The 13,123-nt window shown below is 72.3% G+C and carries 11 protein-coding genes; 4 read left to right on the top strand and 7 right to left on the bottom strand.

Translation table 11 applies throughout. The features are described from left to right. Positions 1 to 148 precede the first annotated feature (148 nt). From JO379_RS30120 to JO379_RS30105, 4 genes are read right to left on the bottom strand one after another with little or no spacing between them, the layout of a single operon-like run. The gene (locus tag JO379_RS30120; protein WP_130881030.1) at positions 149 to 1,384 is read right to left on the bottom strand and encodes a beta-ketoacyl-[acyl-carrier-protein] synthase family protein; all 1,236 of its coding nucleotides are present in this window, start codon (positions 1,382 to 1,384) and stop codon (positions 149 to 151) included. A gap of 51 nt (positions 1,385 to 1,435) precedes the next feature. After that, the gene (locus JO379_RS30115) at positions 1,436 to 2,659 is read right to left on the bottom strand and encodes a beta-ketoacyl-[acyl-carrier-protein] synthase family protein (protein ID WP_209517895.1); all 1,224 of its coding nucleotides are present in this window, start codon (positions 2,657 to 2,659) and stop codon (positions 1,436 to 1,438) included. Continuing rightward, entirely contained in the window at positions 2,656 to 2,922 is a 267-nt protein-coding gene (locus JO379_RS30110) for an acyl carrier protein (RefSeq protein ID WP_209517893.1), read from the bottom strand. The genes JO379_RS30115 and JO379_RS30110 overlap by 4 nt, the downstream gene beginning before the upstream one ends. A gap of 30 nt (positions 2,923 to 2,952) precedes the next feature. Then, positions 2,953 to 3,960 carry a 3-oxoacyl-ACP synthase III family protein gene (locus tag JO379_RS30105; RefSeq protein WP_130881033.1) on the bottom strand — a complete coding sequence of 336 codons (1,008 nt, stop codon included), beginning with the start codon at positions 3,958 to 3,960 and terminating at the stop codon, positions 2,953 to 2,955. Positions 3,961 to 4,212: 252 nt separating this feature from the next. On the opposite strand from JO379_RS30105, the gene JO379_RS30100 reads away from it, so the two are divergent. From JO379_RS30100 to JO379_RS30090, 3 genes are all read left to right on the top strand, one after another. After that, positions 4,213 to 5,079 carry an SDR family oxidoreductase gene (locus tag JO379_RS30100; RefSeq protein WP_209517891.1) on the top strand — a complete coding sequence of 289 codons (867 nt, stop codon included), beginning with the start codon at positions 4,213 to 4,215 and terminating at the stop codon, positions 5,077 to 5,079. 62 nt (positions 5,080 to 5,141) lie between these two features. Next, positions 5,142 to 5,408 carry a phosphopantetheine-binding protein gene (locus JO379_RS30095; protein WP_209517889.1) on the top strand — a complete coding sequence of 89 codons (267 nt, stop codon included), beginning with the start codon at positions 5,142 to 5,144 and terminating at the stop codon, positions 5,406 to 5,408. Beyond that, positions 5,405 to 6,628, top strand: a complete 1,224-nt coding sequence (locus JO379_RS30090; protein ID WP_209517887.1) for a beta-ketoacyl-[acyl-carrier-protein] synthase family protein — start codon at positions 5,405 to 5,407, stop codon at positions 6,626 to 6,628. The genes JO379_RS30095 and JO379_RS30090 overlap by 4 nt, the downstream gene beginning before the upstream one ends. A 32-nt stretch (positions 6,629 to 6,660) precedes the next feature. Here the strand turns inward: JO379_RS30090 and JO379_RS30085 are convergent, their stop codons facing one another. After that, positions 6,661 to 7,674: a ketoacyl-ACP synthase III family protein gene (locus tag JO379_RS30085; protein ID WP_209517885.1), complete on the bottom strand. Its 1,014-nt coding sequence runs from the start codon at positions 7,672 to 7,674 to the stop codon at positions 6,661 to 6,663. Next, positions 7,664 to 9,862 (bottom strand): MMPL family transporter, encoded by a 2,199-nt coding sequence (locus JO379_RS30080; protein WP_209517882.1) that lies wholly within the window; start codon positions 9,860 to 9,862, stop codon positions 7,664 to 7,666. The genes JO379_RS30085 and JO379_RS30080 overlap by 11 nt, the downstream gene beginning before the upstream one ends. A 146-nt stretch (positions 9,863 to 10,008) precedes the next feature. On the opposite strand from JO379_RS30080, the gene JO379_RS33785 reads away from it, so the two are divergent. Next, positions 10,009 to 11,511, top strand: a complete 1,503-nt coding sequence (locus JO379_RS33785; RefSeq protein WP_209517880.1) for an FAD/NAD(P)-binding protein — start codon at positions 10,009 to 10,011, stop codon at positions 11,509 to 11,511. On the opposite strand, the gene JO379_RS30070 is transcribed toward JO379_RS33785, so the two are convergent. Further along, positions 11,479 to 13,113 (bottom strand): CocE/NonD family hydrolase, encoded by a 1,635-nt coding sequence (locus tag JO379_RS30070; protein ID WP_209517878.1) that lies wholly within the window; start codon positions 13,111 to 13,113, stop codon positions 11,479 to 11,481. The two genes, JO379_RS33785 and JO379_RS30070, sit on opposite strands and share 33 nt — an antisense overlap. Positions 13,114 to 13,123 lie beyond the last annotated feature (10 nt).

Here is a 13,123-nt window from a genome sequence, read left to right as displayed (position 1 = left end):
ATGGGCGCCTTGAACGGCCGCACCATCAGCGGCACCGCCGCCGTACTCCAGCGGGTGGTACGAGCTACAGGAGGGCGTACGCCGCCTGCGCGCCGGCGTCTCAGCCAGTTGAATGCACTACCGCTTCGCGAACGCGGGGCTTGGGGCCCTACGGAACGGTGAAGGCCACCACCGCGTTCTGTCCGCCGAAGCCGAACGAGCTGCTGATGGCCGCCGACATGGCCATCGCACGTGGTGCGTCACGGACCACATCGAGCCGGATCGCCGGGTCCTGGTCGTCGAGGTTGGCTGTCGGGGGGACCATCTGGTGTTCCAGTGTGAGTACGGTGCAGGCCGCCTCGATACCGCCCGCCCCTCCGACGGCGTGCCCGAGGGTGCCCTTGAGCGACGTCACCGGAGGCGGGTCGGCGAAGACCCGCCGCAGTGCCTCGTACTCGGCCAGGTCGTTCTGTCGTGTCGCTGTTCCGTGCGCGTTGACGTGGCCGATGTCCCGGCAGGAGAGCCCCCCGTCCGCGAGGGCAGCGCGTATGGCATCGGCGGCGCCGCGCCCTTCCGGGTGGGGCATCGCCGGGTGGTGGGCGTCGCAGGAGGCGCCGTACCCGGCGAAGCGGGCCCGGGGGCGGGCACCCCTGGCGCGGGCGTGGGCAGCGCGCTCGAGGACGAGGATTCCGGCTCCCTCGGAGAGGACGAAGCCGTCACGGTCGCGGTCGAAGGGCCGGGACGCGGCGGCCGGGTCGTGCCTGCGCCGGGACAGCGCCTGCATCTGATGGAAGCAGGTCGCCGGCACGCGCGCACACACCGACTCGGCGCCCCCGGCGAGCACGACGTCGCACCGGCCGCCCCGCAACAGGTCCTGGGCGACCCCCAGCGCACTGGTGCCGGAGGCGCAGGCCGTCGAGACCGCGAGGTTCGGCCCGCGGGCACCGAGGTCGAGGGCGACTTCGGCGGGGATCATGCTGGGCACACTGCGGATGACGGCCAGGGGTGAGACCTTGTCGGGCCGCCCGCGCGCGAGCTTGGCGAACTCCGCTTCGTAGGTGTCGAAGCTGCATGTCCCGACTCCCAGGACGACCGCCACCCGCGAGGCATCCCGGAGGGGACTGTCCAGCCCGGCGTCGGTCATCGCTTCCCGGGCCGCCACCAGGGCGTACATGCCGGCCCGGTCGAGTCTGGCGGCCAGGCGGCGGCCGAGCAGTCCGGCACCGTCGAAGCCGGGGACACGGCACGAGAAGTCCACCGGCAGCCCGGCCAGCAGCGGATCGCTCCCGGCAGTGGGGCGTGCCGTGAGCAGTCCTCTCCATGTGGCCTCGGCCCCGATTCCCGCCGGGGTCACCAGCCCCAGGCCGGTCACGACAAGGTCAGCCGGCTCGTCGGTGCGCCGCACAGCGGTGTCTCCTCTACCTCGGGCAGACGGTTCTCGAGCGAACGGCGACGGTCACGGCCGACGGAACACCAGCACGGTGTTGTGTCCGCCGAACCCGAACGAGTTGCTGACGGCCAGGTCCACCTGCTGCGGGCGGGGTTTGTCCAGGACGAGGTCGACGGACACGTCCGGGTCGGCTCTCCGCAGGTTGGCGACCGGTGGCACCAGCGCCTGCTGCATCGTCAGCACCGTCACCGCGGCCTCCACCGCCCCCGCGGCGCCCAGTGAGTGCCCCAGCACCCCCTTGGTCGCTGTGACGCTCGGCCCATGGGGAAGACAGTCGCTGATGACGCGGGCTTCGATGGCGTCGCCCAGCGGCGTGCCGGTGCCGTGCGCATTGACGTGCCCGACCTCGTGCGACGACATCCCCGCCGCCGTCAGCGCCTGCTGAAGCGCCCGTCGGGCCCCCGCTCCCCCGGGGTGGGGCGCCGTGGGGTGATGGGCGTCGGTGGAGGCACCGCATCCCGCGAGCACGGCACGCACCGGGGCTCCGCGAGCCCGCGCGTGGTCCGCTCGTTCCAGCACCAGTACGGCGGCGGCCTCCGCCATGACGAATCCATCGCGGTCGGCGTCGAACGGGCGCGAGGCGGAGGCGGGATCGTCCCGGTGTCCGGACAGGGCGCCCAGCTGGTGGAAGCCGACAACGCTCAAGGGCGTGTTGGCGGCTTCTGTCCCCCCGGCCAGAACGATGTCGCAGAGGCCGGCGAGGAGCCACCCCCGTGCGGCGACCAGGGCGTCGGCGCCGGACGCGCAGGCCGTCACCGTGGCGAGGCTGGGTCCCAACGCCCCGAATTCCAGGGCGACCTCGCCGGCCGGCATATTGGCCAGGCTCCTGGGGTGCAGGAGCGGGGAGACGTACTCCGGGCCCTTGTCGCGCAGGCGTGCCTGCTGGGCCCAGAGACTCCCGGTGCCGCCGAAACCGGTACCGAGGATCACACCGACACGCGCGGCGTCCCATGCGGCCGGGTCGAGTGCCGCATCCGCCACGGCCTCGCGCGCGGCGATCAACGCGATCTGTGCGCAGCGGTCCAGCCGCCATGCCTTGCGGCGCAGGCGTGCGAGGGCCTGGTCCAGCGGCGGAACGGAGCAGCAGAAGTCGACGGGTAGGTCTCGGAGTTCGGGCGACAGGGCGGCGGTTCCGGCGCCGGAGCAGACCCGCTGCCAGGTGGCCTCACGGCCGATCCCGCCGGGGGTGACCAGTCCGATGCCGGTGACGGCGACGCCCGGCGGAGTCACGGCGCCTCGCCGCCGGGAGCCCGCGTTCTGTCGGCCAGCCGGTCATCCAGGAGCGCGGCGAGACCACCCACCGTGGCCGTCGCGGGGACGTCATGGTCGGAACAGGGCACTCCGAGGAGCTCCTTGAGCGTCAGGGCCAGTTCGGCCCTGGCCAGGGAGTCGAGGTGGAGAGCGTCCAGTTGCCGCTGGGGGCCCACCTCGGCCGGGGGCACGGCCAGTGTCCCGGTCAGCACACCGAACACCGCGTCATAGACACCGGGCATGGTGACGACCTCCTTCGCGACGGGGTCCGGTCACACCCGGACCCCGAGGATTCCATAGCTGATTCCGCTGGCATGGCCGACCAGAACGGCGATGTCACCCCGGTGCAGCCTTCCTTCCCGGAGGGCTTTGTCGAGTTGCAGTGGCAAGGTGGCGGCCGCCGTGTTGCCGTGCGAGGCGATGGTGGTCATCACCCGCGAGCGCGGGATTCCGGCAGTGGCGCAGAAGTCGGAGATGAGGTGGGCCGAGGCAAGATGGACGCAGAACAGGGAGACCTCGTCCATCGTCCCACCGATGCGTTGCTCGACTTGACGGGCGAGATCCGCACGAAAGAGCTCATGAAATCCCTTCACCATGTCGGCCAGCCGGAATTTCGGCCGGTCTCCACACCGGCCGGCGGAGCCGGGGAAAGGCAGCACTCCCGCCTTCCATACGGATGACAGGGCGGAGAAGACGAAGCCGGCGATTCCCGGCTCGGTGGACGCCTCCAACACGACGGCGGCGCCGGCGTCGGAGAGCGTGTACCCGGTCACGGACTCGACGAATTCACGGGGGCTCGACACCGAGGTCCGGGCGAATTGCGTGACGGACTCTCCGCAGCAGACCAAGATGCGCCGGTAGGACCCGGTCCTGATCAGGGAGTCACCGACTTCCAGCGCGTTGAGGAAGCTGTTGCACGCGTTCTTCACATCGAACACAGGGCAGCGGGCGCCGAGTTTGTCCGCCACGATATGGGCCGTCGCCGGCTCCAGCACGTCCATGCTCATGGCCGAGAAGATCAGCAGGTCGACGGCCGCGGTGTCGCACCCGGCGTCGGCGAGCGCCTTCCGGGACGCGGCCACGGCCAGGTCGGAGGCGTCCCAGCCGTCGGGCCGTACATGCCGGGACGCCACCCCCGTCAGCCGCTCGATCATTCCGCGCGGGACATCGAAGCCGGGGCTGTTCTTTGCTATCCGCTCTTCCAATTCACCGGTGGAGAGCACCCGTTCGGGAAGATGTGCCGCCACCGCGGATATTCTGCTGTACACACGCTGTTCCATGCCCCACCACCGTTCACGGATCGCGCGCACCGCTCTGCGTCAGGCAGTCATCCCTACCCGCCCTGCGCAAGCACACAACCCAACGCAGCTACATACGACTATCCGACTTTATGATTCCCCGGCTCGGTGGATATCAAAGGGAATTTACCGCGCGGCACATGGGTAGGGCTCAGCGTGGACCTGATGACCGGATGATGTCACGGCACGGCCGGAGCACCGGCCATCCGCGCTGCCGACGGGGGGAATCCGTAGATGCACAGTGTGGTCGTCACCGGAGCGAGCAGCGGCATCGGCAGAGCGACCGCGGTCGAACTGGCCTGCCGGGGCTACGACGTTCTCGGCACCGTGCGCTCCGCCGACAAGGCGGAGGATCTGATCGCCGCGGCGGACAGCCACGGCGCGCCGATGCGGACCGTCCTGTTGGACGTGGCGGATCCCGACAGCTGCGAGGAGGCGTTCGCCCATATCGGGCGTCTCACCGGTGGCGGCCCCTGGGCCGTGGTCAACAACGCCGGTACCGAACTCATGGGCGCCGTCGAGGACATCGCCGAAGAGGAGGCCCGTTACCTCCTGGAGGTCAACCTCCTCGGCCCCTTCCGGCTCTGCCGGCTGGCCCTTCCCGCCATGCGCCGCCGGGGCAGCGGCCGCATCGTCAACGTCACGTCCCACGCCGGCCTGGTGGCCTCCCCGTTCAACGGCTGGTACGCGGCGAGCAAACACGCTCTGGAAGCACTGAGCGACTCGCTCCGCATGGAGAGCGCGCGGTACGGCGTGTCTGTGAGCGTGGTAGAACCGGGGTTCCACGAAACGCCGATGGTGCCCGACGCCCAGCGCCGGCTGGCCCGGCTGGCGGCCGACGGCACCTCACCGTTCCAGGACGCCTACGCCTCGACCTCGCGCTACCTCGAACGCCTCCGCCCCTTCCGCCCGGCGGAGGACGCCGCCCGCGTGGTGTGCCGTGCGGTCACCGCACGCCGACCGCGAGCGCGCTATCTGACCGGCCGGGAGTCCTTCCTCACCCGCATCAACCCCTTTGTGCCCCAGCCGCTGAGCGATGCCTTCCTGCGGCGGGCCACCGGCCTGCGCGGCACCGTCCCGTGCGGGGACGTCTCCCGCTGACGCCGGCCCGCTCCTCCGCGTCCCGGCCCCCGTGTCCCGCCCCCCTGTCTGGAGTGAGTGCCATGGCGGATTCCCCCACCGACACAGCACTGTCCCGGTTGCTGGAAGTCCTCGACGAACGCTTCGACATCCCGTCGTCGTCCCTCACCCCCCACACCTCCGTGAGCACACTCGGGCTCGACTCCCTGGAGCTGGTGGAGCTCGCAGTGATCATGGACATCGACATCGACCGGATCCCGGCCACCGCGGACATCACCCTCGGTGAACTCGTCGAGGGCGCCCTGGCGGACCACTGCCCCTCCCGCGGCAGCGAGGACACCACCCGGTGACCCGGCCGTCCGTCGTCGTGACGGGCGTCGGCCTGGTCACCCCCGCAGGCATCGGAGCCACCGCGACGTTCGAGACGCTCTGCGCGGGCCGTGTCACCGCCGCACCCGATCCCCAACTGCGCGGACTGCCGGTCGACTTCTCCTACGCCGTACCGGATCTGCGTCCCGACCGGGCGCTCGGCCGCCGCCTCAGCGGGCGCATGGACCGCTTCTCCCAGATGGCGGTCATCGCCGCGCGGGAGGCCGTCGCCGACGCCGGGCTCGACCCCGAGGACTGGCCCGCGGACCGGGTGGCGGTCCTGCTGGGCGCCTCCGGCACCTCGACGCCCGCCCTGGCCGAGGACTTCATGTCCCACATGCAGGGCCACCCCGAACGGGTGTCTCCCCAGACCGCGCTGCGGTCCGGCACCAGCGCCCCCGTCGCGGAAGTCGCCCTCGACCTCGGCGCACGGGGGCCGAGCCTTGCCCTGTCGAGCGCCTGTGCCGCCGGGAACCAGGCCATCGCCCTCGGGTGTGAACTGCTGCGCTCCGGGGCCTGTGACGTGGCGATCACCGGCGGTTCGGAGTCGGCGCGGACTCTCGTGCACGTGATCCTCCTCGCGAGGGCGCGGGCGCTGTCCCGCCGCAGTGACGCCCCGGAATCCGCCTGCCGGCCCTTCGACGCGGACCGCGACGGGCTGGTGCTGGGCGAGGGCGCCGGCGTCCTCGTCCTGGAACGGTGCGAGGACGCGAGCGCCCGCAGCGTCGTTCCCCGCGCGTTCCTGGCAGGCCACGGCTCCAGCTGCGACGCGTTCCACTACGCGGCACCCGAACCCGAGGGCCGCGGTGCCGAGCAGGCAATGAGGGCCGCACTTGCCGACGCCGGCCTCGCGCCCGGCGACATCGACCATGTCAGCGCCCACGCGACCTCGACCCCCGCCGGGGACCTGGCGGAGGCACACGCCCTCGGCCGGCTCTTCCTGGACGTACCCCCGGTCACCGCCCTCAAGAGCCAGCTGGGCCACGCTCTGGGGGCGGCGGGCGCCATCGAGTCCGCCGTCGCCGTGCTCTCCCTGGCTGAGCAGACGATCCCGCCCACCCTGAACCTGGACCGGCAGGATGCCGCCATCGACCTGGACGTCGTCCGCACGTGCCGACGGCAGGCGGCTCTCCGGTCGGTGATGAGCAATTCGTTCGGCTTCGGGGGGCACAACACGGTCGTCGTCTTCACCGACTCCTGAGCCACCCGTCCTGCCGGCCCCGTCCGGGCCGGTCAGCCGGTGCCCGGGGCGAGCACCAGACAGGAGGCGGCCACCCCCTGACCGCCGTTGACGACGAGAAGGTGCTCGCCGGGGGCGGGCATCGCGCACCTGAGGGCGTACTCCAGGTTGGCGAGCGTGTCGCCCGCTCCCAGGTGGCCGGTGTGCGGGTCGGGGATCCTGGCCTTGGACCTGAGCGGTTCGGGCAGGGCCGGCCGGACGAAGGACTCGGTGAAGGGATCCGCCAGGCGGGGCAGTAACACCGCCGAGATGCCCGGATCGCCGGCCTCCAGGCCGGCGTCCGCCAGGGCGTGACGCACGGCCCTGTTCACGCAGTGCCCGAGATATTCCACGCTGTGCGCGGCCTCGCTGAGCGACCTGTCGGAAGGGCGCGCGGCAAAGCCACCCGCTCCGGGGGCCCGGACCCGGATGTCCTGACCGGCTTCCATGATGTCGGCGCAGGTGTGCCCGCTGGTGGCCATGGCCACCAGCGCGAGACGGCCCGGTCCCCGGACGAGCACCACCGCCGCGGCCCCGTCGCCGACGACCATCATGGTGGGCTCCGTCCAGCGTCGGCTGCCGTAGGCGGCGAAGGTGTCGGAGGTGACCGCCACAGCCACGCGGACGCGTTCGTCCGTGAGCATGCGGGTCACGGCGGTCTCCACCGCCGCCGCGCCGCCGTTGCACCCCTGGAGCAGGCCGACCGGCAAGCAGTCCCCGGCCGACAGTTGCTTGGCCAGCCGGTGGGGCGGGGAATAGGGATGCTCTGCGCAACGCACGGCCCAGGCATACGCCAGGAGATCCACGTCGCTCATCGGCCGGTCGGCACCGGCCAGGGCCCGGAGCACCGCCTGGGCCGCCATGTCCTCCGCCGACTCGCCCTGGCCCTCGGGCACGGAGTCGACACCGGGCGGGACGTCCTGATCGGCCGTGAGAACGCCGTCGACCAGCGCGTCCTCGGTGGTACAGCGGCCCGCGGGCAGCCACAGGGCGGCGGATGCCAGCCCGACACGGGAATCAATGCGCATGCTCGGCCCCTTCGTCGGTGGACAGTGCGTGCCGGTCGCCCGTCGCTGCCCGCCGTCGGAGCCTCCCGGGCAGCCACCAGTTCCAGCGGCCGGCCCAGGCCATGAGGGCGGGCACCAGGATGCCGCGGACGAGCGTGGCGTCCACCACGACTCCGATGGCCAGGCCCACACCGATGACCTTCAGGAGCGTCACCCCCGAGGCCGCCAGCGCCACCATGGCGGACACCACCAGCAGGGCGGCAGCGGTGACCAGCCGGCCGGTGCGCTGCACGCCCTTGATCACGGCCGCCGTATTGTCTCCCGTGGTGAGGTACTCCTCCCGGATGCGGGAGAGCAGGAACAGCTCGTAGTCGACCGAGAGAGCGTAGGCCACGACGAGCACGAACAGCGCGACGGCCCCGTCCAGGGTCCCGGTGACGGTGAAGCCTCCCAGGAGCCCGCGCAGATGACCGTCCTGGAAGATGAGGACCATGCCTCCCACACAGGCGCCGAGGCTCAGGACGGCCATGGCGACCGCCTTGAGGGGGATCAGGACACTGCGGGTGAACGAGCCCAGCACGAGCATCGTGACGGCGGCGGCGAGGAGGCAGGCCGGGGGCAGGGCGCGGGACAGCACGGCCGTGGTGTCCACGACGCGTACGGGCTCCCCGGAGACGAGGGCGCTGCCGCCCGGTGCGGGCAGCCCGCGGATCTCCCGTACGAACCGGCGGGCCTCCGCCGACTCCCGGCCGGACGCGGCGGTGGCGGTCAGCACGGGGCCCGCGGGGGCTGCGGCCGCCACCGGCGCGGTGCCGGCGGGCGCGGGGTGGTGGGTGCTCCCCCGGTACACACCGTCGGCCGTGCGGACCTCGGCGGCGCCGGGCAGGGCTGCCACCGCGCGGGCGTAGGTGTCGAGCGCCGCCCGGTCCGTGCCCCGGGGCAGGCCGATGGTCACCGTGCGGTCGGGCACGATGGCGAAGTCACGCCGCAGCTGCTCCTGTGTCCGGTGCGCCTCGCCGGCCGCCGGCAGCACGCGCGCGTCGGACGGGGCGAACGCGGCATGGCCGAAGGGCAGCAGCATGGCGAGGAGGACGGCTGTCGCGGCGAGGGCCCACAGGACGGGGCGCCGGCACACGGCCCGGCCGATCCTCCGCCACCCCGCGCCCTCCTCGGCACCGGCGGATCCGGTAGCCCGGGCACGGCGGAGCCGGGCGAAGACGTCCCAGCGATCGAGAAGCGCCCCGGCGGCGGACAGCAGGGCCGGCACCAGGCAGACTGTCGCGGCCGCCGAGAGCAACGCCACAAGAACCCCGGCCACCGCCACGGAGCGGATGAACCCCAGCGGGACGGTGAAGAGACAGCACAGCGACAGCGCGACGATACCGGCGGAGACCGCCACCGTCCGGCCCGCCGTGCGCGTGCTGCGCGTCACCGCCTCGTCCGGCCCGGCTCCTGCCGCACGCTCCTCCCTGAATCGCGTCACCACGAACAGCCCGTAGTCCACGGCCAGACCGAAGCCGAGAGCACAGGCGACATTCGCGGCGTAGACCGAGACCTCCATGACGAAAGTCAGCGCGTACAGGCAGGCCAGCGTGCCCGTCACCGAGACCAGTGCGGTGAGCAGGGGGATGAGGGCCGCGAGGAGGGAGCGGAAGACGAACAGCAGGACGAGTGTGCTCAGGGGGACCGCGATCAGCTCCCCGGCCAACAGATCCCGGCGGCTCTGCTGCATGCCCTCCACGCTCGCCCAGGCCGGCCCGGTGGCCGAGACGGTCACCGGGCCCTGCCGGCCGGTGAGGCCGGGGACCAGGTCCTGCGCCGCCCGGGTGGCCCTGCCCTCGTTCTCCACGAGGTCGACGGTGATCAGTGCGGCCCGGTGGTCGCGCGAGCGCAGCGCGGGGTCGTGGGCCGACCAGTACGAGACCGCCGTGACCACACCGGGCGAGCGGGCCACCCGTTCCCCAACGGCCCGACCCTGTGCCGCGACGGCCGCGGAGTCGACGTCCGTGTCCGCCCGGACCAGCAGGACGAGATCGGCGCCGCCGGCCCGGTAATGGGCACTGAGCCGACGGTTGTCGTCCCTGACGGGTGCGTCGTCCGGGAGGAAACCACTGTTGGTCAGCCGGCCCAGGCCCATCAGGCCGGCCCAGGCGCAGAGCACCGTGACGATGGAGAACAGGACCAGAAGCACGCGGGTTCTGCGCGGCACGCCACTCCCCCCGGGTCGTCTCGCTCCCGGTCAGATTAGCCCGATCGGTCCATGATTTCCCGACATCTGCAATAGACAGATTTTCAGATGGTATGGGCTGTCATGGCCCGGCATGTTCTCCCGGCCGCGCGGGGTAGACACTGACGGTGCAACGCATCGCCGTCGTCGGGGGCGGGGCCGCCGCCGCCTGCGTGGTGGAAAGCCTCGCCCGGACCGTCCGGGAACCGTGTGCCCTGACCGTGCTCGACGGAGGCGGGCCGCTGTGGCGTGGCCGCGCCTACCAGCCCGACAGCGGCCGCGTCCTGACGAACATTCACATCACGCAGATGTCCCTGCGGGAACGGGACGCGGATCACGCTCTGCGCTGGCTGACCCGCCGCGCCCCGGGCTCCGTGGACGACGACGGCCTGACGTCGCGGTCCCTGTACGGCGCCTATTTGGACGACACGGCCTCCCGGGCCTGGCGCCGGCTCGCCGGGCGCGGCTGGCGGTTGCGGACCGTTCGCGAGCACGTCACCCGGCTGCTGCCCGACGGCGACGGGGTGTCGGTGGGCACCGCCGGCGGCCGGTGCGAGCGCTTCGAGCACGTGGTGCTGTGCACGGGCCCGACGGTGCCGGGTGACCCCTACGGACTGGCCACGAGTCCCCGTTACGTGGCCACGCCCTTTCCGCTGGCGCGGGCCCTGGCCACCGTCCCGCCGGACGAGCGGGTGGGCGTCCTCGGATCCGGGCTGACCGCCCTGGACATCGTGGCGGAACTCGTGGCCCGGGGGCACCGTTCGGCCATCGTCCTGGCCTCCCGCGGCGGCGTGCTGCCCGCGGTCCGCCGGCGGTCCTCCCCGGACCGGCCACGGCACTTGACCCTGACCTGCCTGGAGAGGAACGTCGCCGCCGGAAAGCCGTTCCGCACGGCCGACCTCCTGAAACTGCTGCGGGACGAATTACGCACCGCGGGGGTGGGAGAGGCGGGTGTTCTGCGGGAGCTGGCACTCACCGAACCGGCGGTCGAGCGGCTCAGACGCCAGTTGCGCGACGCGGACGACGCCGGACTCGGCATCCTGCGGCAGGCCCTGCACCGCTTCGCCGGCCACGCGTGGAACCTGCTGCCGGACGCCGAGAAGGCCGCCCTCTGGCAGCGTCACGGACGCGCCGTCACCAGCCTGTGCTGTCCGATGCCACAGCACCGGGCGGAGCTGCTCCTGAGACTTCTGGAAAGCGGACAACTCCAGCTCCTCGGGGGCCTGTCCGGTGTCGTGCCGCGTCCCCCGGGAGGCTTCGACCTGGTGACGCGGGATGCGGTGGCCGGGGTGGGCACCCTGTTCAACGCGCTGAACCCGGCCGCGCCCGGCACCGGCGCGCCCAGCGTTCCCGAGGTCTTCGTCACCCGGCGCCTGGACATCGGCCATCCGCTGGGCGGACTGCGCACGGACCGCACCACCCACCGCGTACCGGGCGCGCACAACGGCAGGTCCGGTCTGTACGCCCTCGGTCACAGCACCAGGGGCTCGGTGCTGTTCCAGTTCGGCATGCCCAGCCTGGTGTACCAGAGCGGGCTGGTGGCACGGGCGATCGCCGCCTGCACGGACACGCCCTGGGAGCCGGACGCGCCGACGTGGTCAGCGCAGGGGCAGGGTGACCCAGGAGGGTGAGGCGCGGGTCGACGACAGGGACAATCGGCTGAGCGGGGGATTGCGGGAGAGGTAGCGGGAGTCCGTCGTGCCGACCACCAGGGCGATCCGGTGGCCCGCCGGGAGGTCGTAGGCGCGCGGGCGCAGCCGGAAGTCGGCGGTGAAGGGGGCTCCCGGCCTGCGGTCGTGGAACGAGTAGGGCGCGTACGTCACCAAGGTGCCCGTTCCCAGAGCGTTCACGTCGTAGAGGTAGGCGACGACGGTGCCGCGCGAGGCTGCGGGCGTGACGGTGAGGTGCACTTCGGGGGTGCCCCGGACGTAGCCGGGCGTGCGGAGCGGTCCGGTTGCCCAGACGGCTCCCGTCCCGGGCGGGATCAGGGCCAGCGGTCTGGGCAGTTGTGCGCCCAGGGCGGCCTCGATGGTCCTCTGGATACCGATCACCCCGCTGTCGGCCACGGTGCCCGGACCGGTGACGAGAGGTACGTGCGACTCCGCATCTGGGGGGCGGTCGCCGAGCGAGCCTCCGCCGGTCGGAAACAGCCTGAGCACCGAGCCCGTCATGGCGGACCAGCTCGGGTGTTCCTCGAGGCTCTTTCCGGCGCCGAAGAGAGGGCCGCTGTTCTCCGGCTTGATCTGGACCGGCGCTTCCCTGTCCACCCCGTTGTCCACGCCCTTGAGCGTGTGGTCGAACCAGCGCAGGGCGGAATTCACCACGTCATTGGGCAGCAGGTTGGCGGTGAACTCCGCGCCGCCGTGATCACCCGGTCGCATCTCGAGCCGTTTCCGCACGCGCAACCGGTCGAAGAACTCCCCGAGCCCCGGTGCCGGAGAGGAGCTGTCGTCCCACGACTGGCCGAAGAACAGGGCCGTACCGGCGGCGTTGTACCGCTCCAGGTAAGCCGCCGGGGAGCGGGGCCTCGCCCAGGCGGCCAGGCGCTCCGGATCCCAGTTCAGGACGTCGCGGAAGGGCCCGCCCCGGGCGTCCGCCGCGCCGGTCGCCGCACCCCAGCCGGTGAAGACCGCCCCGGCCACCGTGGGCGTCCCGTTCTCCTGCAGCACCTCGTACAGGTCGTTCCACGCGCTCAGGGCGGCCACGGAGGTGATGCGAGGGTCGAAGGCGGCTCCCAGCAGGCTCATCGCCGCCCCGTAGGACACACCGGCCGCGCCGATGTGCCGGGCGTCGGCGGGGGTGTGTGCCAGTGCCCAGTCCACGACGCGGGCCACGTCCGCGACGTCCTTCGGGCCTCCCAGGTCGGTGACGCCCCCCGACTGGTGCGTCCCGCGGGTCCCGTACAGGACGAAGACGTAACCGGAACGGGCCGCCACCAGCTGGGTCCTGCGGAAATGGTCCTCGCCCGCCGCCCAGGCCAGCGGCATCACGATCAGCGGGTACGGGCCGGGCCCGGCCGGCTCGGCCACACTTCCCACGAGCCGCGCTCCCCCGGTTCCGGGGATCACCACCGGGCGCAGCGTGACGGCCGGGCCCGCCGCGGCGGGTCCCGGTGCCGCCATGCACAGCACCAGGACGAGGAAGCCCAGGAGGGCAGCCGCCCATCTGCGTCTTTTCGGGACAGCTCCTCGTGCGGTCTCCGGTACGGCGGTGTGGAGGGAAGGCGTTCGCATGTTCTCCTCT

Source organism: Streptomyces syringium (assembly GCF_017876625.1).
Classification (GTDB): Bacteria; Actinomycetota; Actinomycetes; order Streptomycetales; family Streptomycetaceae; genus Streptomyces; species Streptomyces syringius.
Note: the sequence above shows the minus strand (reverse complement) of the source record. Positions and strands in the feature narration are given on the sequence as shown.

Coding starts and splice junctions, on each gene's coding strand:
- JO379_RS30110 (WP_209517893.1), bottom strand. CDS start 2,922: ATGCCCGGTGTCTATGACGCGGTGTTCGGTGTGCTGACCGGGACACTG.
- JO379_RS30105 (WP_130881033.1), bottom strand. CDS start 3,960: ATGGAACAGCGTGTGTACAGCAGAATATCCGCGGTGGCGGCACATCTT.
- JO379_RS30100 (WP_209517891.1), top strand. CDS start 4,213: ATGCACAGTGTGGTCGTCACCGGAGCGAGCAGCGGCATCGGCAGAGCG.
- JO379_RS30095 (WP_209517889.1), top strand. CDS start 5,142: ATGGCGGATTCCCCCACCGACACAGCACTGTCCCGGTTGCTGGAAGTC.
- JO379_RS30085 (WP_209517885.1), bottom strand. CDS start 7,674: ATGCGCATTGATTCCCGTGTCGGGCTGGCATCCGCCGCCCTGTGGCTG.
- JO379_RS30070 (WP_209517878.1), bottom strand. CDS start 13,113: ATGCGAACGCCTTCCCTCCACACCGCCGTACCGGAGACCGCACGAGGA.